Consider the following 20,915-nt stretch of genomic DNA (forward strand, 5'->3'; position numbering starts at 1 on the left):
GGGTGATATAATGTTTATTGATGTGGCTAAGATTTATATTAAAGCGGGAGACGGAGGACATGGTGCTGTGTCCTTCAGGAGAGAGAAATATGTACCTACTGGAGGGCCTGATGGTGGAGATGCAGGAAAAGGTGGGGATGTAATATTTGTTGTAGATTCAAACATGAGTACGTTGTTAGATTTTAAATATAAGAAGAAGCATATTGCAGAGAATGGACAAAATGGTGGTTCTCAAAATATGTATGGTAAAGATGGTCAGGATCTGATAATAAAGGTTCCAGCTGGAACTTTAGTTAAAGATGCCGAAACAGATAAAGTTATCGCTGATTTAACTCATCCAGGACAAAGGGTAGTTGTTGCAAAAGGAGGAAAAGGTGGAAAGGGTAATGCTAGGTTTGCAACACCCACAAGACAAGTTCCAGATTTTGCACAACCAGGTATACCAGGAGAAGAAAGGTGGGTTACCTTAGAACTGAAATTGATTGCAGATGTGGGTTTAATAGGATTTCCCAATGTAGGAAAATCAACCATTTTATCTATGGTAACTGGAGCTAAGCCTAAAATAGCAAATTATCATTTTACAACTTTAACACCTAATTTAGGTGTGGTGGAAAATAAAGGCGGAAGAAGTTTTGTTTTAGCGGATATTCCTGGTTTAATTGAAGGAGCGCATGAGGGAGTTGGATTAGGCATTGATTTTTTAAGGCATGTTGAAAGAACAAGACTATTAATTCATGTGATTGATGTATCAGGTATAGAGGGAAGAAACCCAATAGATGACTTTGAAATGATTAATAATGAATTGGTAAAGTACAGTAAGAAATTAGCTGATAAACCACAAATTGTTGCAGCAAACAAACTAGATATTCCAGGAGCAGAGGAAAACTTCTTGTTACTGAAAGAATATTTGGATAAAAAAGGAATTAAAGTATTTAGAATTTCTGCTGCAACAAATCAAGGTTTAAGAGAATTAATGCTATATGCAGGCGGTATTTTAGATACGATACCAGTTGAAGAAGAGGAATATGAAATGTTTATTCCAGAAGAAAGAAAATTTGAATATGAAATTTACAGGGAAGACAGTGGTGTTTATGTAGTTAGTGGTTCATTCGTAGATCGATTACTGCTTAAGGTGGATATTTATAATAGCGAATCCCTAAAGTATTTCCATAAAGTACTTACTAATAAAGGTATTATTGATGAATTAAAGAAACATGGAATTAAAGATGGGGATATTGTAAGAATGAATGACTTTGAATTTGAATTCGTAGAATAGAGGTGTACTATGTTATCAGGTAAGCAAAGAGCATATTTAAGGAGTATAGGAACTAATTTGGATGCAATTTTTCAATTAGGAAAGAATGGGATAGAGGAAGGTTTTTTGAATCAGATAGAAGAAGCATTAGAAGCAAAAGAAATAATTAAGGTTAATGTATTAAGAAATTCTGAATACGATGCAAGGGAAGCCTGTGATGAAATTTGTAGCAGGATTGATGCTGAGCCAATTCAAGTTATAGGTAATAAATTCGTAATATATAAAAAATCAAAGAAGAATCCAAGAATTCAATTGCCAAGATAAAAATTTGGTCCTATTATTTAATAAATAATAGGGCTTATTTTTATCTATATATTTTGCTATAATATTAAAGAAAATAAAAGTAAAGGATGATTTGATGGATAATATAGCAATTTTTGGAGGGACTTTTAATCCTATTCATTTAGGACACTTAATTCTTGCCCAGGAAGTTCAACAATCTTTAAATTTAAGGAAAATAATTTTTATGCCATCAGGAAATCCACCACACAAAGATTTTAATGATATGGTAACATCAGAACATAGATTTAATATGGTTAAATTAGCTATCGATGGAAATAAATATTTTGAAATCAGTGACATTGAAGTCAATAGATTCGGAAAAAGTTATACATATGATACTCTAATACAATTAAAAAATATATATGACTTTAAAAATATTAAATTTATTGTGGGCTTTGATGCTCTAAAAGATATGGTAACATGGAAGAACATTAAGGAAGTTTTTAAGTTAGCTGATTTTGTAGTTGTAAATAGAGGCGGACTCGAAAATCATTTTGAAGAGATAATACAAGAAAACAGTATTTTATCTTTGGGAAATTTTGAAATGATAAAAATTCCTAGCATTGAAATATCATCAACAATGATAAGGCGAAGGATTGCAGAGAAAAAGAGTATAAAATATTTAGTTCCTGATAATGTAATTGATTATATTTATGATCATGGATTGTACAGAGGTGAATTTAGTGAAGGAATATGAATATATAAGAGAAAGTATAAAAAAATTATTAAAACCATCAAGATTTCAACATTCATTGAATGTTGAGGAAGCTGCTGTTGAATTAGCAAAGATATATGGAGCTGATGTAAGCAAATGTAGAATTGCGGCTATAGCACATGACTGCGTTAAGAATTTGACGGACCCAGAACTAATTGATATGGCTATGGAATATGGACTTGAAGTTGACGAAATACAATTGAATTTTCCGCAACTTCTGCATGGAAGTGTTGGTGCAAAATATTGTGAACAAGTTTTCAAAATAAAAGATGAGGAAATATTAAATGCAATTTGCTTCCATACTACTGGAAGAAGAAACATGACAACATTAGAAAAAATTGTTTATCTTGCAGATGTTATAGAAAAAGGCAGGGATTTTCCAGGGATTGAAAAAATTCGTGAATTATCAAAAATAAACTTAAATAAAGCACTGATTTTAGCGTGTAATACAACAATTGAATATATTTTAAAAAAGGATTTTTTATTACATCCATTGACTATTGAGTTCAGGAACAGTCTTTTAATGGAAGGTGAAATATAAATGAAAAAAAAAGGTTGGAAAGTCTTTAAAATTATAATGGTTATCATACTTTTAGTTTCAGCATGTACTTTTGGTTATGCATTTACAATATTAAAAAGGGTAAATGAAGGAGTAGATAAATCAAAACAAGTTGATATAAGTAAACCTATAAATGTTTTATTATTAGGTGTTGATGCAGGCAACTATGAAGATACAACTGGCAAAAGTCCTAAAAGATCTGACACTATTATGTTAATTCGATACAATCCAAGTAAAGAAAAAATATACATGCTATCAATTCCACGAGATACCAGAGTCAGTATATTGGGAAAAATGGAGAAAATTAATGCTGCAAATCTTAGAGGAGGAACTCAGCTTGCTATAGAAACTATTGAAAAAATGTTAGGTGTTAACATTGACTATTACGCAAAAATTGATTACGCAGCTTTTAGAAAATGTATAGACGCGGTAGGAGGTGTAGATGTAACTATTCAACGTGATATGAATTATGATGCAAGGGATATCAGTATTCATTTTAAAAAGGGACAAATAGTACATTTAGATGGTAAAAAAGCTGAGGAATATGTGAGATGGAGAAAGAATAATAACGGCGGCGGCTATGCCATGGGGGATTTAGGGAGAATAGCCACACAACAAGAATTTCTTTTAAAGGTTTTTGAAAAAGCAAAATCACCTGCTGGTATATTAAGACTGCCAAAGTTAATAAGCACAGTATCTAATTATGTAAAAACTGATATGGACTCAAAAACTATGTTTAAATTGGCACTAAAATTAAAAAATATTGGTGCTTCTAATATTGAAAAAAGGATATTAGATGGAGAGCCTAGGTATATTAACGGAGTTTCATATTACATATGGGATAAGGAAAAAAACAGTGAATATGTTAATAAGTTCATTGAAGATGAAACCGTACAAGTATCACAAAATTTTAATAGAAATGATGTAAGAGTGATAATATTAAATTCAACGAATGTTAATGGACTTGCTAAAAGGTATAAAGATTTATTAACCAAGAAAGGTTATAATGTTATAAAAATTGGCAACTATAAAAAAACTCTTGAAACTACAACTATTAACGATTATTCACATAATGGTATAGGTAAACATATTTATGAGGATATAACTTTGGCAATGTAGTAAAAGAAGAAAAAAATAATGATAATAATGCCAATGTAGTTGTAATCCTTGGAAAAGATAGTGTAAAATAAATCTTATTACTGTATAACAAAGATTTCATTGTAAGTTAGGAGGTATTTATTTGAAAAACTCTTCAAAAATGGCTTATTGCATATCATCAGCTGCCTCTAGCAAAAAAGCCAGTGATATAAAAATATTAAATATTAAAGAATTATCACCTATAGCTGATTATTTTGTTGTTTGTAGTGGTAATTCAACTACGCAGGTAAAGGCTATAGCTGATGAAATTGAAGATAAAATGAAGGATGAGGGTTATAGCCTTTTACATAAGGAAGGCTATAGTACAGGTAGATGGATATTAATAGATTTTGGAACAGTGGTTGTCCATGTATTTCTAAATGAAGATAGGGAATTTTATGAAATAGAAAGACTATGGGCAGACGCAGAGATTATTACTATTTAATTATGGATGAGTAAATTTAATAGATTAATTGCAATAATAATAAATAATGGATATAATAAAGATGTGCGATTTATATTGCACAATTACATAAACATAAGGAGGCATACATACATATGGAAAAAATCGTTGTAAGTACAAAAAATGCACCTGCTGCAATAGGACCATACTCACAAGCAATAAAGGTAGGTAACATGGTATATACTTCAGGTCAAATTCCTTTAAATCCAGCAACAGGTGAATTAGTAAATGACAATGCAAAAGCAGCTGCAAGACAGTCATTGGAAAATTTAAAGGCAATACTTGAAGAAGCTGGAACAAGCATGGATAATGTAGTAAAAACTATAGTATTATTAAAAGATATAAACGATTTTGCTGATGTTAATGAAGTTTATGGAGAATATTTTAAAGAAAAAATGCCAGCAAGATCATGCTTCCAAGCTGGTAAACTTCCAAGAGATGCTTATGTTGAAATCGAAGCAATAGCTATCATTCCAGATGCAAAATAAGAGTAAAGATAAAAAGAAAAGTATTTGCTAAAAATAAAAAGCAGGATTGCCTGCTTTTTATTTTTAGCAAAATTGTGTAACCTATCTATCTAAGATTTTATAATAACGTTTAAATTTTATGAGTAGGCCACGTATTAAAAAAAGGAAAAGAATAACGAAAACAATAAATTTCCATTTATAGCGAATAAGCATATTCTTTGTTACCGATGAGGATTTAGTAAATAAGCTTTCAGGATAATTTGCATCCGTTGAAGCTATTAATGGTACTTTAAAATCTTTTTCGTTGTTTACTGTAATGTGAACATATCCTACAATTGAACCTTTTTTTATACTATTAAGATTATTGTTAAGTGTTAATTGTTTATTTATAACTGGCTTTTTTCCTGTTGGAAATGTTACAAACAGATCTTCAGATGAAATTACAGGGACATTTTCATTAGAAATTGATAAATTTGTTAGAACCTCATCTTTAGAAATTAGTTTAATATTTTCATAATTTTTAAAGCCATAATCCATAAGTTTTTTTACATCTGACCAGACTTTCTCTTTACTATATAATATTACAACAACAATTCTTCTATCTCCTTGGGTTGCAGATCCAACAAAGGTATGTTTAGATTTAGTAGTATAACCAGTTTTCACACCATCTGCACCAGAATATTTATAACGAGGATTAAAAATTAATCTGTTTTGGTTGTGAAGATATCTTTTTTCAGATTGTTTATTAGTTGGTTGTATAACATAGGACTGTGTTTTAATTATTTCATTAAAAATTTTGTTTTTTAAAGCTTCTTTAGTAATCAATGATAAATCATATGCTGTTGTATAATGGTTTTCTTCATATAAGCCATTAGGATTTACAAAATTGGTATTTTTGCACCCTAAATCTTTAGCACGCTGATTCATCAATAATGCAAAAGCCTCCTTTGAACCACTGATATGCTCAGCAAGGGCCAAAGCTGCATCATTAGCAGAATTCAAAAGTAATGCATATAATAAATCCTTTACGGTAATCTCTTCACCTTCAAACAAGTAAATTTTACTGCCATCCTCAAAGGGAGGCTTTTTACCAACAATAACTTTATCATTAAGATTACATTTTTCCAGGGTTAACAATGCAGTCATTATTTTTGTTGTACTTGCTGGTGCATAAGGAGTATTCATATTTTTCTGATATAAAATTTCTGATGAGTTCAAATCCATTACTATCGCACCTTCACCGGATATGACTGGTATTTCATCTGCATAGGATTTATGTGGATATAAAGAAATAAATATTATTATCATGAATATAATTAAATATTTTTTCATAAATGCCTCCTTGTTTTATGCTTTTTTAATTATAGCAAATCATAAAAATCTTTTCAATTGAGGAAGTTTAAAAATGGTACAAAATGTAAATAATTTTTCAGAGGTGATTTGATGGATTTGTCAAAAAGAGAGAAAATTGGATTATGTGTTTTTTCAGTGATAATAGTTTTTATAATTTCTTTTAATTTTTATAAAAACAAAAGAAATTCATTAGAAGCTGTAGTAATTGAAAAAAATGAGGTTAACAGAAAAGACGTTAATTCTATCGATGAAAGTGAAACAATAACAGTTTATATTTGTGGAGAAATTAAAAAACCAGGTGTTTATACATTGAAAAAAGGAGAACGTTTGGCAAAATTAGTTCAATTATCAGATGGGTTTACTCAAAATGCAGATACAACATTAATTAATTTAGCTGCAAGACTCAAAGACGAAGATTTTATTAGAATACCTTCAAAAAATAATACAAACGTAAGTAATATATCACAGGGCATACAGATAAAGCCTTTGTCAGAAGAAAAAATAAATATTAATACGGCAAACAAAGAACAGCTAAAATCTCTCCCAAGAATAGGAGAGGCCTTAGCACAAAGGATAATAGACTTTAGGGAGAAAAATGGTTTATTTAGTAAAATTGAAGATATTAAGAAAGTCAGTGGTATTGGGGATAAGATGTTTGAAAATATTAAGGATAAAATTACAGTGAATTAGCATTGAATAAAAGCTATAGTATAATATACAATGTTATTTAGGAAGGGGGCAATAGTAATGGAGATTAAACTTACAAATTTGACTAATGCAGCTGGTTGAGCAGCTAAAGTTAGCCCAAAGGCACTGGCACAAGTTTTGTGTCAATTACCAAAATTTCATGATAAAAATTTAATAGTGGGAATAGATACCTCTGATGATGCAGCTGTATATAAAATAAACAACGACCTAGCAATCATACAAACATTGGATTTTTTTACTCCGATAGTTGACGATCCTTATTTGTTTGGGCAAATTGCAGCAACTAATTCATTAAGTGATATCTATGCAATGGGGGGTAGTCCAATATTAGCATTGAATATTGTATGCTTTCCAACTTGTTTAGATTTTAAAATTCTTGGTGATATTTTGAAAGGTGGAGCTGATAAGGTCAGGGAAGCAGGAGCAACAATTGTTGGGGGGCACACTATAGATGATAAAGAGCCTAAATATGGATTATCTGTAACGGGACTTGTACATCCTGATAAAGTATTAAAAAATTCAAATGCTAAACCAGGGGATATATTAATACTAACTAAACCCCTTGGGACTGGAATTATAAATACGGCAATCAAAGGTGAAATTGCAGAGAAAAGTCAAATTGAAATGGCTGTTAGGAGTATGACTACACTGAATAAGTATGCATATGAAGTAGCGTTAGATTTTAATATAAACGCATGTACAGACATAACAGGTTTTGGATTAATGGGCCATGCATTAGAAATGGCAGAAGGAAGTAAAGTTTCAATTGTAATTGAAAGGGATAAAATAAAGTATTTTGATGGTGTGGACGATTTAGCTAAAATGGGTATTATTCCAGCTGGAACTTATAAGAATAAAGAATATCTTGAAGGGAAGTATGATTTTAATAACTTAGAGGATTATATGTTGGATATTTTGATGGATCCACAGACATCAGGGGGACTTTTATATTCTATCAGTGAAAAGGAAGGGAATAAATTTATATATAAGTTAAAAGAAAATGGTATTGAAGCTAATATTATTGGCTATGTTCAAGAAAAAGGAGAAAAATATCTTTATATTAAATAAAAAATGGGAAATGAGATGAAGGATATGAATGATAAAAAGGAATTGTTATTATATCTTCCTAAAGTAGATGTAGTATTGAATGATAGTAGAATATTAGAAATTAAAGATATTAGTAGAAAATCTGTAGTTGATTCAATCAGAGAGGTATTAGATTCTTTTAGAAAAGGCATATTAGAGGGAACAATTGATTACATTGATTATGATGAAATCGTATATAGAATTATAAGTAAAATAAAATATAAAAACTCAATGAACTTAAAAAGGGTTATTAATGCAACAGGGACAGTTCTTCATACTAATTTAGGAAGAGCTGTTTTATCTAAAAAAGTGATGGATGAAGTAATAAAAACTTCTACTAGATACAGTAATTTAGAATTTGATTTGGAAAGTGGTAATAGAGGTTCAAGATATAGTCATGTAGAGGATTTAATATGCAAAATTACCGGGGCAGAAGCAGCATTGGTTGTAAATAACAATGCGGCTGCAGTTCTACTTGTTTTATCAACCCTAAGTAAAGATAGAGAAGCAATTGTTTCAAGAGGTCAGCTTGTTGAAATTGGTGGCTCATTCAGGGTACCAGCTGTAATGGAACAAAGTGGTGCAAAATTAAGAGAAGTTGGAACGACTAACAGAACAAATTTTAGTGATTATGAAAGTGCTATAAACGAAAATACTGGGGTAATTTTAAAGGTTCATCAAAGCAACTATAAAATCCTTGGTTTTACAGAAGAAGTTGCTATTGATAAACTTGTGGAATTAGGAAAAAAGTACTCATTACCGGTAGTAGAGGATATAGGAAGTGGTGTATTAATTGATTTGTCAAAGTATGGGTTATCATATGAACCTACTGTTCAGGAAAGTATAAAAAGAGGTATAGATGTAGTTACATTTAGTGGCGATAAATTACTAGGTGGACCACAAGCTGGAATAATCATAGGTAAGAAGAAATATGTTGAAATGATGAAAAAAAATCAATTGAATAGGGCTTTGAGAATTGATAAGATGACCTTAGCTGCTCTTGAGGCAACTTTTAAACTTTACATTGATGAAGAAAAAGCATTAAAAGAAATTCCTGTGCTTAACATGTTGAATACAAAAGCTGATGAAATAAAGAAAAGAGCAAATAAGTTAGCACGGCTTTTAAAAAATTCGCTACAGTCTTATGTTTTGGTTGAAGTTAAAGAAGATTTTTCACAGGTTGGTGGGGGTGCAATGCCACTTGAAAATTTAGAGACATATACAGTACAATTGAAACCGTTAGAGAACAAGGTTCAGGATGTTGAAAAATCCCTCAGGATGATGGAAATACCTATAATAACTAGAATTAATAAAGATAAATTGGTATTTGATTTAAGAACAATATTTGATGATGAGCTTTCTATTATCAGGGATTCATTGGTTAAAATATTTGGGAGTGATAAATAATGCAGCACATAATAATAGGAACAGCTGGACATATAGATCATGGTAAAACAACATTAATAAAATCTTTAACAGGAAGAGAAACAGACACATTAAAGGAAGAGAAGGAAAGGGGAATAACAATAAATCTTGGATTCACATACTTTGATTTGCCATCGGGTAGGAGAGCTGGAATAGTAGATGTTCCAGGGCATGAGAAATTTATAAAAAACATGTTAGCAGGTGTAAGTGGTATAGATATAGTACTTTTGGTTATAGCTGCAGACGAAGGGATAATGCCTCAGACCAGAGAGCATCTTAATATATTAGAATTACTTGATATTGATAAGGGAATTGTTGTAGTTACAAAAACTGATTTGGTAGATGAAGAATGGTTAACAATTATAAATAACGAAATAAAAAATGCTTTGAAGAACAGCTTTTTAAAGGATGCGCCTATAGTAAATGTCTCCTCAAGAACTGGAAATGGGATAAATGAATTGATTTCAATCCTTGATGAGCAAACTAGAAAAGTAAGAAAAAGAAATATAAGTTCAAAATTTAGAGTACCAATTGATAGGGTGTTTGGTGTAAATGGATTTGGAACTGTAATTACAGGAACTCTAATAGAAGGAAGACTGAATTTAGGAGAGCAATGTGAGATATTTACAAGCAGAATAAAAACCAGAATCAGGAATATTCAAGTTCATGGTGAAAATGTTAAATCGGCTGAAGCAGGGCAAAGAGTTGCAATTAATTTGTTAAATGTTAAGGTTTCAGATGTAAAAAGAGGAGATGTGTTATCTAGCATTGATAATATTAGTAACAGTCTTATGATTGATTGTAGATTAAAGTATTTAGAGGATGCACCAAAAGCTTTAAAAAATAGAGATAGGGTAAGGTTATATCATGGTACAAGTGAAGTTTTAGCAAGAGTAGTAATTTTGGATAAGGAGTTTGTAGATGCAGGTGAATCAGCATTAGTACAACTACGATTAGAATATCCTATTGCAGCAAAGTATGGCGATAAATTTATAATTAGAAGTTATTCGCCCATTGTTACCATTGGCGGAGGAAGGATTTTAGATGCAAATCCGTTGAAACATAAATCATTTGACAGAAAGGTAATAGAGGAATTACATTTAAAAGAAACAGGTAGTGGTGAAGACATCATAGAGAGATTAATTCTAAATAACAGTTCTGAGTTTTTAAGCAGAGAAGATATTAAAAAACATATAGATGGTATTGATAGTTTTGATGAAATAATTGACAAATTGGTAGACTCAGAAAAAATAGTTAAAATTAACTCAAAAGAAAGTGAATTATTTATACATAGAGATTATTTTAATAGTATAAGTAAAAAAGCTTATGAAACCTTAGATAAGTTCCATAAGCAAAATCCCTTAAGTTTAGGGATGCCAAAGGAAGATTTTAAAATTAAAGTTTTTGATAAAAACATTAAACAAAAAATTTTGGATGAAATTATTTGTAAGTTAAATGAGAATATCCTTAACGTAAAAGGTAATTATATTTTTTTAAAAGATTTTTATATATCTTTAAATGAAAAACAAACTGAGATAAAGAATAAGATATTATGTGAATTAGATAAATTTAGATTTCAACCTCCTAAAGTGGGGGATTATTTAATGAATTTAAAAATAGAAGGAAAAGAAGCTAATCAGATATTGAACTATTTGGTTGATATTGGAGAAGTTATAGAAATAAGTGATGATATATATATTAAAACAAGTTATTTAAATGAAGCAGAAACCAGAGTGATAGATTATATACAAAAAAATGGGAATATAAGTGTAGCTCAATTCAGAGATGATTTAAGTATAAGCAGAAAATATGCTGTAATGCTTTTAGAGTTTTTTGATACCAAAAGGATAACGAAAAGAGTTGGAGACGTAAGAATATTGAATGAATATAATGGTTAGATAAAGATTGCAAAGTTATTATTTTTATGTTATTATAACTTTGTTATGGGGGTAGATAGGTGCTGGTGTGCCTGACAGTCTTCAAAACTGCTCTGCCGTGCTAATAACACGACGGGTGGGTTCGATTCCCACATACTCCCGCCACTAAGTTTAAAATAACCTTTAAACTTACAATTACATTAAAATGTATTGTAATGTTTAGAGGTTTTTTGTTTAAAATTAAAAAATGTAAATTATCATAATTAAATATATTGTAAAATATGTAAAAATATGTTAATATCATAGGGAGTGGTTGCATGAAAAAGAAAATATGTATATTAGTATTATTAGTGTTTAGTTTTATCAACACAAATATAGTTTATGCAGATTCGAAGACTGTAAATTACAAAGAAGATTTAAATCTAAATTGTAAAGCTGCAATTTTAATAGAGGCTAATACTGGTAGAGTTCTCTATGAAAAAAATTCAGATGCAAAGCTGCCATTGGCATCTATTACAAAGTTAATGACTTATTTAGTTTTTAAAGAATATCTTGAAAAACTAAATATAAGCGATAGCAATGCGATTTTTATTAAAGACAACAATATAAAAGTACCTGAATCTGCATCAAAATTAGGTTTAAAGAAAAATGACACAATAACAGTTAAGGAATTAATTGACTCGTTATTGATTATCTCAGCAAATGATAGTGCAGAGGAAATTAGAATCATTGTTGAGAAGGATGGGACTGATTTTATATACAACATGAATTTAAAGGCAAAAGAATTAGGACTTACAAAAACTCAGTTTTATAATGTTACCGGCTTGACAGAGGGTAAAGAAAACAATATTTATAACACATCTTCAGCAAGGGATATTTCAGAACTTGCAAAAAATATAATAAAAAAATATCCAGAAATATTGAATACAACTTCAAAAAAAAGTGTAGTGATAAAAAATAAAGTCCTCTACAATACAAATGGAGCTTTGGGAAAAAAGACAGGTGTTGATGGTTTAAAAACAGGACATACATCATTAGCTGGTTATTGTCTTGTTGCAACAGAAGATTTGTTAAGTAAAAATGGAAATGGTTATCCTTTCAGGCTTATATCAGTTGTTTTAGGCTCAAGTTCTGATTACTTCAGGGTAAAAGATAGCTTAGATTTATTAAATTTTGGAGAACAAAACTTTTTTAATAACATAATAGTTAAGAAAGACAAAAAGTTTGATTTTGAAAATAAGTATTATAAGGAAAAGAATATACAAGGAATCTGTAAAAAAGATTTGTATGTGTTAGCTAAAAAAAATGAAATATTTAAAATAAATGCTGTAATGAATGAAAATTTGAATTATAATATTAAAAAAGGTGATATTATAGGTAAGGTTATAATAACCAATAGTAAAGATGAAGTAGTAAAAGAAAACCAGTTATATGCAATTAAAGATTATAAGTCAGTTTTTTTATTAAAGAGATGGTACTTTAAGATAATGGATTATTTTAAAATTAATTTATAAATCTATTAGATGGGTGGGGATTCCATGATTTATAATGATGAAATTGTAAGTCTAGTGGAAAAATTTTTAGCTATTGCTGAGGAATTGTTAGCCAATGGGAAAATAGATAAGGAGACTTTCACCGAAATAACAAAAAATAAAATAATTTTCCTGAATCAAATTAAAAAAATATAATCTGGTGAAAAATAATGATAAATAAGGGATATAATACTAAAAAATTTATTTCCATAATTGGTTTTATAGTATTTGTAATTATTATTGTATTTTATTTTAGACTTTACGATTTAAAAAATGTTAAAAGGTTAGTTTCTTCTTATGGGAAAGCAGCACCATTTATCTTTTTAATATTGTGTACAATAAGGCCTATACTGTTGTTACCTATAGGTTTATTCTCTGTGTTGGGGGGAATCTTATTTGGTACAATTTTAGGTACAGTTTATACAGTTGTAGGTGGAACAATTGGTTCAATCATTGCATATTACATGGCTAGATATTGGGGAAGGGATTGGATTGAAGGATTACTAAATGGAAAAATTAAAAAAATTGATAAAAAGTGTGAAGAAAAAGGGTTTATTGTAACTTTTTTAATGAGGGTTATTCCGATTTTACCCTGTGATGTTGTAAGTTATATCTGCGGTTTATCAAATATAAAAATATGGGAATATATAGTTGGTACTTTTTTAGGAATAATACCGGGTACTTTTGTTTACAGTTACTTTGGTAGTTCCCTTGACAATATCTATTCTAAACAGTTTATACTATCAGTATTGTTTTTAATCCTTTTGTCCATTTTACCTTTTATTATAAAAAAGTTTAATGTATCAACGAAGAATTTTGGAATTGAGGTTAATGAGTTAGAAGAAAATATTGACTTGTCAAAAAAAGATGATAAAATTATAAATAATGAAGGGGAGTAGCTCTACTTTATGTATTAATCAATCGTCAATACGGCCTTTGCCCGGTTGATTAGCAAGGAAACCTTGTGAGTAAGACCTTTATCTATGTGGTACATGGATAAAGGTCTTTTTTATGTGAAATAATAATATGGGGAGTGATTTAAATGAATAATTACCATTCACTATCAAAAAAAGAGATCTTTGATAAGCTTAAGACACAGGAAACTGGAATTAGCAAATCGGAGGCAGAAAAAAGAATCAATGAATTTGGTTTTAATGAATTTAAAGAAGAAAAAGGAAAAAGTACATTGCAAAAATTTATAGAACAATTTAAAGATGTACTGGTTATAATTTTAATCGCAGCAGCTGTTATATCTGGAATACTTGGTGAAGTTGCTGATTCGGCTATCATTTTAATGGTAATATTATTAAATGCAGTTCTTGGGGTAGTACAGGAAAATAAAGCAGAAGAGTCTTTAAAGGCTTTAAAAAAGATGGCTGCTCCTTTGGCAAAGGTAATCAGAGATGGAAATGTTTTAGAGATTCCTTCTAGAGAACTCGTTCCTGGAGATATCGTTATTCTTGAAGCTGGGAAGTATGTTCCTGCGGATTTAAGATTAATTGAAACATCTAATCTTAAAATAGAGGAATCTTCCTTGACTGGAGAATCAGTTCCAGTTGACAAAAAGGATGTAATTATCGAAGATACAAATATTCCTTTAGGGGATAGGGTGAATTTAGCATTTATGTCATCTATGGTTACATATGGAAGAGGCAAAGGTGTAGTTGTTGCAACAGGTATGAACACTGAAATTGGAAAAATTGCAGATATGATATCAAAGGTTGAAGAAGAAAGTACACCACTACAGAAAAAGTTAGAGGAAGTCGGAAAATGGCTAGGAATAGCAGCACTGGCTATTTGTGCATTGATGTTTGGGATAGGTATTTTTGAAGGAAGACCTGTATTTGAAATGTTTATGACTTCTGTATCACTTGCTGTAGCTGCAATACCTGAAGGTCTGCCTGCTGTTGTTACAATAGTTTTAGCAGTGGGTGTTCAAAAGATGATAAAAAGAAATGCAATCATAAGAAAATTGCCAGCTGTAGAAACTTTAGGTTGTGCAACTGTTATTTGCTCTGATAAAACAGGTACACTTACACAAAATAAAATGACTGTCAAAAAAATTTACACAATTAACGGTTTTAGTGATGATTTAAAGGATATTGACAAAGTTCTTCATGTATCTAATCTATGTAACGATACAGAAATTGTGGAAGAGAACAATAGTTACAAAACAATAGGAGATCCAACTGAAACTGCATTAGTTGATGTTGCATTATTACATGGGGTTGATAAAAGAAAACTTGATAAAGAATTTATAAGAGTTGATGAAATACCTTTTGACTCAGATAGAAAACTGATGACAACATTCAATAAACAAGTAAATGGATTTTCAGTTAACACCAAGGGAGCGCCTGACATATTATTGTCATGTTGTAAATATATACAAGATAAAGATATGGTAAGAGAAATCACTGATTCAGACGTTGAAAAAATAAAACAAGTAAACGAAGAAATGGCTTCAAGTGCATTAAGAGTTTTAGCTTTAGGATATAAGAATATAGAAAAGATTGAAAGGGAAAGTGCTGAAAAGGATTTAATTTTTGTTGGACTTATGGGAATGATTGATCCACCGAGGGAAGAAGCAAAGGAAGCTGTAGAAATATGTAAAACGGCTGGAATTAAACCTGTTATGATTACTGGTGATCATAAAACTACAGCTGTGGCAATAGCTAAAGAACTAGGAATCTTAAATAGTGAAGAAGAAGCTATCACAGGGAATGAAGTAGAAAAAATGACACAGGAAGAATTAGTTCAAAATGTTAAAAATTACTCAGTTTATGCAAGGGTTTCGCCTGAACATAAAGTTAGAATTGTTGAAGCATGGAAAGAAAATAATCAAATTGTGGCTATGACTGGTGATGGTGTAAATGATGCACCTGCTTTAAAAACTTCAAATATAGGATGTGCAATGGGAATAACAGGTACTGATGTTGCTAAAGGTGCTGCTGATATAATATTGACAGATGATAATTTTGCAACAATAGTATCAGCAGTTGAAGAAGGAAGAACGATATTTTCAAATATAAAGAAGTCTATACACTATTTATTGTCATGTAATATTGGTGAGATTGTAGCATTGTTTATTGCTATTGTGTTTAATTTACCTCAACCACTATTGCCTATACACATACTTTGGGTTAATCTTGTAACAGATAGTCTTCCAGCTTTGGCCTTAGGAATGGAACCTGCTGAGAAGGGTGTAATGAAAAGAAAGCCAAGAAAACCTGATGAGAGTCTTTTTGCAGATGGGTTAGGATTAAAAATATTACTTCAAGGTATTTTAGTAGGTGGAGTTACGTTAGTTGCTTATTGGTATGGTTTAAAGATGGGAATAGAAGATGCTAGGTCCATGGCATTTTTTACACTGAGTTTATCCCAATTAGTCCATGCATACAATGTAAGACTTGAAAAGGCATCGGTTGTTAAAAATGGGTTATTTACAAACAAATATTTGAATAAGGCTGTATTAATATCCTTGCTGATACAATTTATAGTTATTGCGACACCTTTTACAAGACAAATTTTTAAGGTGAGAATACTGAATTTAAATGAAATATTGATTGTAGCTTTATGCTCATTAATACCTTTGTTAATAGTTGAAATAGTAAAGTCAATAAAAAAATAAATAAAAAATAAATAAAAAACACACCTTAATAAGGGTGTGTTTTTATGATTAAATATATTAAATGTGGCAAGAATATATATGAGGTGATTTTATGTTTAACAACATAAGAGAAAATAGAATTCAGCAAGACGGATTGTACAAGGTTACAATTCAAATGCCGGAATCAGATTATTTTTCAGCATATGAAAGTATAACATCTGATGCAGCCTACGAAATTCTGGGAAATTATTTAGCCTACCGTCAAGATGATGGCAGGGTAAGTGACGTAGACATAAAACATAATTCTAATGGTCATGTAGTAAATATTACAGCAAATTTGCATTACATGGGCAATACACACAGTGATATTAGAAAGACTCCTGATTATCTCAATATAACAAGGGAAAATGAAAAAAGAATATGAAAAATATTCTGATTAAGATAACCGTATTTTTTATATTTGGAATTTTATTGTTCAATAAAATAAACATATACTTATTAGGTGCAGCTATAACTGCACTATTTTTGATTATGTTCCTGAGAAAACAGTGGGTATTTATAATATTCTGTTGCTTATTTTTTTCACTGGGATTTCTAACTGCAAATTTTCATACAAAGAGTTTTGAAGAACGATACAGGGTTTTGTTGTCTAGCAATGTGTATCAAGGTTATGTTATAGAAAAATATGATAATACCTTTATTTTAAAGAATTTTTCTAATGGCTATCGTATAATAGCATCTTATTATAAAGAACTTGATGTTACCCCAGGTGATTATGTAAAATTCAAGGGAAATGTAAATGAAAAAAATAATTATAATAAAAAAATGATGAATTCAAAAAATATTGATGCATATATTACAATTTCTTCATCTGAGATTGAAAAGTTAGAAAGATTCAACATAATTGTAATACCAATAAGGATTAAATACAAAATAATTAATTCATTACTATCTATTGATAAAATTGGAGGCTCATTCCTTTGTGGATTATTAACCGGTTATATAAAAGATATATCCTTAGAGGATTTAAATAACTTTCAAAATCTTGGAATATCACATATACTTGCGATTTCAGGATTTAATATTGGCATAGTATATATGTTTGTAAATATTATTACTAGAAAACTTAGTGCAAGATTAAGATATTTTGTAGTTATAATTACATGCTTTTTTTATACAGTCATTGGAGGGTTTGAAGCATCAATATTTAGAGCATTTCTAATTATTAGTATTGTGACCTTTGCTAAAATGATAAGGAGACCATATGATGTTGTGAATGGCATTACTTTAGCAGGTTTAATAATGCTAATATTAAATTCATTCTATTTATACAATCTAGGATTTTTATTGTCCTTTACGGCGACATATGGAATAATACTATTGAAGGATGATATTAACGATGTTGTGTCAAAAAAAATAAAGTATTTCAGCAGCGAAATCAGTGTAAGTCTAGGGGCTTTTTTAATGACTCTACCTATAATAATATGGAATAAAGGTTTTTTTAACCCTCTTTCAATATTAATAAATATACTAATTGGACCTTTAGTGGCATTATTAACTGTTGCTGGATTTATTTCATCAATTATATATTTATTACTGGGACTAAACTATGTATTTTTCCCTACATGTTTTTTGGGATTTATTTTTATGAATTTCATTAAGTTTATAGCTAAATTTGATTTCAATGTTTACATAGGGCAGACTAATAAGATATTTATCATTTTGTATTATTTATTTCTATTTATTAATTTTAATTATATAAACTTTAGTAGAATGAAGATAAAAAAGTTATATTTGAATTTTATTTTTGTTTTTTTTATAATTGCTTCAGTTATTCCTATCCAGAATAAATTGTTAATTCATTTTATCAACGTAGGTCAGGGAGATAGTATTTTTATTGAAACTCCTGATCATAAAAGTATTTTAATAGATACTGGACCGGAATATAAGGAATATAGTGCTGCCAGAGAAAAGGTTATACCATATATAAAAAGAAGAGGATATAAAACAATAGACTTACTTATTATAACGCATTTCCACAAGGATCATTGTGGGGGATTGAAGGATGTATTTACACAAATGAATGTAAAAAATAGTATTTCATTTAATAACGATTACCCAGGTGATTATTTATTTACTGAAGTATCTAAAGGTGATAGGATTAAAATTGGAGATATAGTTTTAAAAATATTGTATCCAAATAAGAATGAAAAAATAGATAATGATAAAAATGAAACATGTTTGATTATTGAATTAATTTATAAAGATTTTAACATGTTGCTGACAGGAGATGCAGAAAAGGATGATCTGGAAGGTTTAGAAGGTAATTATGATTTATACAAAGTGCCTCATCATGGCTCAGTTGGTTCACTAAATGAAAAAATGATTGAACAGTCACATATAGAAACTGCTATAATAAGCGTAGGTAAAAATAATTTTGGACATCCATCAGATAAGGTTATTAATACACTAAAAATGAATAATATTGACGTTTTCAGGACTGATATTAATGGTAATATAATGGTAATAACAGATGGTATAAATAAGAAGTTGATTTTTCAAAAATAAAAACTTACAGGTGATAAAATGGAGATTAGAAATTTTAAAGAGTTTGTTAAAATTGTAAAGGAAGAAGAATTTGAAGGTGTGTGTGTTATTGGTGGACAGGAAAAGCACCTAGTAAAGAAAGCAGTAGATATTATTTTGAATAAGATAAAAAATTTTCCGGAATTAAACGTATCATATTTTGAAGGAGCTAATGTCAATTTTAATGAAATTATTAATTCATGTGAGACTCTACCGTTCTTGTCTGATAAAAAAATTATATATATACAAAATATTTCAAACAATGCTTTAATGGCTATTGGTGAAAATCTAATAGAATACTGTAAAAATATACCTAAAGGAATAATATTATTGATTACACTTGAAGATGATGTTGATATCAAGAATAAATATCTGAACGTTATAAAAAATATAGGTTATATAATTGAATTCAATCAGCTAAGAGGGGACGAATTAAATAAATTTGTTATTGATATGTTAGGTAGATATGGAAAGTTAATCAATAAATCTGAGTTAATTTATTTACTTTCAGAAACTGGCAGTTCATTGGAGAGTCTGGAAATGGAAATCCAAAAGCTAGTGTGTTATGCTATGGATGAAGATGTTATTACAAAAGAACATATTGATTCTATAGTGACTAGAACCTTGGAAAGCAACGTTTTTAAGATGGTAGATTGTATTGCAAAAAAAGACGCTGACAATGCCTTAACAATACTTAACAATTTATTATTTCAAAAGGAAGAACATTTAAAAATTCTAGCAATGATTATCAGACAGTATAGGCTATTATTACAAACGAAATTGGCACTGGTGGAAAAATTAAATATTAACGAAATAAAAAGCGGATTAAAGCTGAAGGATTTTATGATTCAAAATTTAATCAGACAATGTAACATTTACAGTATTCAAGATATTAAGAATGCACTTAGAATGTGCCTTGATGTTGATTATAGTATTAAGACAAACAGAATATCTAATGATTTAGCGTTGGAACTTCTGATAGTGAATTTGTGCAAATAAAAACACCCATATTGGGTGTTTTTTACTACTTAACAGCTATGCTATTTAGTTTCTTTGCAATTGTTGACTTTCTTCTTGATGCAGCATTTTTATGTATAATACCCTTTGCTGCAGCCTTATCAATGATATGTGATGTCTCAGCAAGTAAAACCTTTGCTTCTTCATAATTGCCACTATTTACAGCAGCTTCAAACTTCTTTATTGCTGTTTTAACAGCTGACTTTACCATCTTATTTCTAAGAGTTCTTCTTTCAGTTGTCTTGATTCTTTTTATAGCTGATTTAATGTTTGCCATTACTTTCTCTCCTTTTCGTTTATATTATGAAAATTACAGATTGTGGGGAATCTGCGAATGAGTTCAACTTCAACACAGGTTATTATAACATTTAAAATACATAAATTCAAGTAAAATATGGCTTAAAAAAGTATAAATTTAAGTATATGTTAATTAATTTTGGTAAACATACATTATAGGTAATCTTAACAAAAAAGGGGGATGAAACAGCTAAATAAATTTTATAAAAATTTATAAATCTCTACATACAATTTATAGAATTTATAGCATTATTGTATATAGAGAGGTGATTTAAATGAAATATTATAGTATTGGTGAATTTGCTAAATTAATAGGCAAAACTGAACAAACTTTAAGGAATTGGGATAAATAGAATATTTTAAAACCTGCTTATGTAGCACTATCAGGTTTTAGATACTATTCAGATGAGCAACTCGATCAAATTCTTGGCATAAATAAAGTTATTAAACCTAAAAAAGTTATTGGTTATTGTAGAATTTCAAGCCAAA

At 29.5% G+C, this 20,915-nt stretch carries 20 protein-coding genes, 1 tRNA gene and 1 pseudogene; 20 read left to right on the forward strand and 2 right to left on the reverse strand.

The features are described from left to right. The first annotated feature begins 10 nt into the window (after positions 1 to 10). From obgE to Q428_RS07505, 7 genes are all read left to right on the forward strand, one after another. The gene (gene obgE, locus Q428_RS07475) at positions 11 to 1,276 is read left to right on the forward strand and encodes a GTPase ObgE (RefSeq protein ID WP_035379668.1); all 1,266 of its coding nucleotides are present in this window, start codon (positions 11 to 13) and stop codon (positions 1,274 to 1,276) included. Between the two features lie 9 nt (positions 1,277 to 1,285). After that, on the forward strand, positions 1,286 to 1,579 hold the full coding sequence (gene yhbY, locus Q428_RS07480; protein WP_035379670.1) for a ribosome assembly RNA-binding protein YhbY: 294 nt from the start codon (positions 1,286 to 1,288) through the stop codon (positions 1,577 to 1,579). A gap of 94 nt (positions 1,580 to 1,673) precedes the next feature. Continuing rightward, complete coding sequence (gene nadD / locus Q428_RS07485) at positions 1,674 to 2,294, forward strand: nicotinate-nucleotide adenylyltransferase (protein WP_035379672.1); 621 nt, start codon at positions 1,674 to 1,676, stop codon at positions 2,292 to 2,294. Beyond that, positions 2,281 to 2,853 (forward strand): bis(5'-nucleosyl)-tetraphosphatase (symmetrical) YqeK, encoded by a 573-nt coding sequence (gene yqeK / locus Q428_RS07490; RefSeq protein WP_035379674.1) that lies wholly within the window; start codon positions 2,281 to 2,283, stop codon positions 2,851 to 2,853. Before nadD ends, yqeK begins: the two co-directional genes overlap by 14 nt. Then, on the forward strand, positions 2,854 to 3,990 hold the full coding sequence (locus Q428_RS07495) for an LCP family protein (protein WP_051515039.1): 1,137 nt from the start codon (positions 2,854 to 2,856) through the stop codon (positions 3,988 to 3,990). It abuts the gene before it with no gap. 121 nt (positions 3,991 to 4,111) lie between these two features. Beyond that, positions 4,112 to 4,453: a ribosome silencing factor gene (gene rsfS / locus Q428_RS07500; RefSeq protein WP_479723635.1), complete on the forward strand. Its 342-nt coding sequence runs from the start codon at positions 4,112 to 4,114 to the stop codon at positions 4,451 to 4,453. A gap of 113 nt (positions 4,454 to 4,566) precedes the next feature. Beyond that, on the forward strand, positions 4,567 to 4,959 hold the full coding sequence (locus Q428_RS07505; RefSeq protein WP_035379676.1) for a RidA family protein: 393 nt from the start codon (positions 4,567 to 4,569) through the stop codon (positions 4,957 to 4,959). 81 nt (positions 4,960 to 5,040) lie between these two features. Here the strand turns inward: Q428_RS07505 and Q428_RS07510 are convergent, their stop codons facing one another. Continuing rightward, positions 5,041 to 6,270 carry a D-alanyl-D-alanine carboxypeptidase family protein gene (locus Q428_RS07510; protein ID WP_035379679.1) on the reverse strand — a complete coding sequence of 410 codons (1,230 nt, stop codon included), beginning with the start codon at positions 6,268 to 6,270 and terminating at the stop codon, positions 5,041 to 5,043. A 111-nt stretch (positions 6,271 to 6,381) separates the two neighbouring features. Here Q428_RS07510 and Q428_RS07515 point away from each other — a divergent pair, with 111 nt between their 5' ends. The 12 genes from Q428_RS07515 to holA all read left to right on the forward strand — a co-directional run bounded on the left by Q428_RS07515 (position 6,382) and on the right by holA (position 20,111). Beyond that, positions 6,382 to 6,981, forward strand: a complete 600-nt coding sequence (locus Q428_RS07515) for a ComEA family DNA-binding protein (protein ID WP_035379681.1) — start codon at positions 6,382 to 6,384, stop codon at positions 6,979 to 6,981. A 57-nt stretch (positions 6,982 to 7,038) separates the two neighbouring features. Further along, the gene (selD, locus tag Q428_RS07520) at positions 7,039 to 8,067 is read left to right on the forward strand and encodes a selenide, water dikinase SelD (RefSeq protein ID WP_084478202.1); all 1,029 of its coding nucleotides are present in this window, start codon (positions 7,039 to 7,041) and stop codon (positions 8,065 to 8,067) included. 3 nt (positions 8,068 to 8,070) lie between these two features. After that, complete coding sequence (selA, locus tag Q428_RS07525) at positions 8,071 to 9,492, forward strand: L-seryl-tRNA(Sec) selenium transferase (RefSeq protein ID WP_242847797.1); 1,422 nt, start codon at positions 8,071 to 8,073, stop codon at positions 9,490 to 9,492. Next, on the forward strand, positions 9,492 to 11,408 hold the full coding sequence (gene selB, locus Q428_RS07530; RefSeq protein WP_035379684.1) for a selenocysteine-specific translation elongation factor: 1,917 nt from the start codon (positions 9,492 to 9,494) through the stop codon (positions 11,406 to 11,408). The genes selA and selB overlap by 1 nt, the downstream gene beginning before the upstream one ends. A gap of 47 nt (positions 11,409 to 11,455) precedes the next feature. Further along, positions 11,456 to 11,552: transfer RNA gene (locus tag Q428_RS15145), tRNA-Sec, on the forward strand. Positions 11,553 to 11,704: 152 nt separating this feature from the next. Beyond that, entirely contained in the window at positions 11,705 to 12,901 is a 1,197-nt protein-coding gene (locus tag Q428_RS07535) for a D-alanyl-D-alanine carboxypeptidase family protein (protein ID WP_035379686.1), read from the forward strand. Positions 12,902 to 12,925: 24 nt separating this feature from the next. After that, positions 12,926 to 13,075 (forward strand): hypothetical protein, encoded by a 150-nt coding sequence (locus tag Q428_RS15385; protein ID WP_161633604.1) that lies wholly within the window; start codon positions 12,926 to 12,928, stop codon positions 13,073 to 13,075. A gap of 14 nt (positions 13,076 to 13,089) precedes the next feature. Then, positions 13,090 to 13,818, forward strand: a complete 729-nt coding sequence (locus Q428_RS07540; RefSeq protein WP_035379688.1) for a TVP38/TMEM64 family protein — start codon at positions 13,090 to 13,092, stop codon at positions 13,816 to 13,818. 143 nt (positions 13,819 to 13,961) lie between these two features. Then, positions 13,962 to 16,547 (forward strand): calcium-translocating P-type ATPase, PMCA-type, encoded by a 2,586-nt coding sequence (locus Q428_RS07545; RefSeq protein ID WP_035379689.1) that lies wholly within the window; start codon positions 13,962 to 13,964, stop codon positions 16,545 to 16,547. Positions 16,548 to 16,638: 91 nt separating this feature from the next. Beyond that, entirely contained in the window at positions 16,639 to 16,950 is a 312-nt protein-coding gene (locus tag Q428_RS07550) for a hypothetical protein (protein ID WP_035379691.1), read from the forward strand. Between the two features lie 107 nt (positions 16,951 to 17,057). Further along, positions 17,058 to 19,094: a DNA internalization-related competence protein ComEC/Rec2 gene (locus Q428_RS07555; RefSeq protein WP_161633605.1), complete on the forward strand. Its 2,037-nt coding sequence runs from the start codon at positions 17,058 to 17,060 to the stop codon at positions 19,092 to 19,094. An 18-nt stretch (positions 19,095 to 19,112) separates the two neighbouring features. Next, on the forward strand, positions 19,113 to 20,111 hold the full coding sequence (gene holA, locus Q428_RS07560; protein ID WP_035379695.1) for a DNA polymerase III subunit delta: 999 nt from the start codon (positions 19,113 to 19,115) through the stop codon (positions 20,109 to 20,111). A 25-nt stretch (positions 20,112 to 20,136) separates the two neighbouring features. On the opposite strand, the gene rpsT is transcribed toward holA, so the two are convergent. Beyond that, positions 20,137 to 20,406: a 30S ribosomal protein S20 gene (rpsT, locus tag Q428_RS07565; RefSeq protein WP_035379697.1), complete on the reverse strand. Its 270-nt coding sequence runs from the start codon at positions 20,404 to 20,406 to the stop codon at positions 20,137 to 20,139. A 295-nt stretch (positions 20,407 to 20,701) separates the two neighbouring features. Here rpsT and Q428_RS15975 point away from each other — a divergent pair. Beyond that, positions 20,702 to 20,915, forward strand: a pseudogene (locus Q428_RS15975) (MerR family transcriptional regulator); the annotation flags it as partial.

The organism is Fervidicella metallireducens AeB (genome assembly GCF_000601455.1).
GTDB lineage: Bacteria > Bacillota > Clostridia > Clostridiales > Caloramatoraceae > Fervidicella > Fervidicella metallireducens.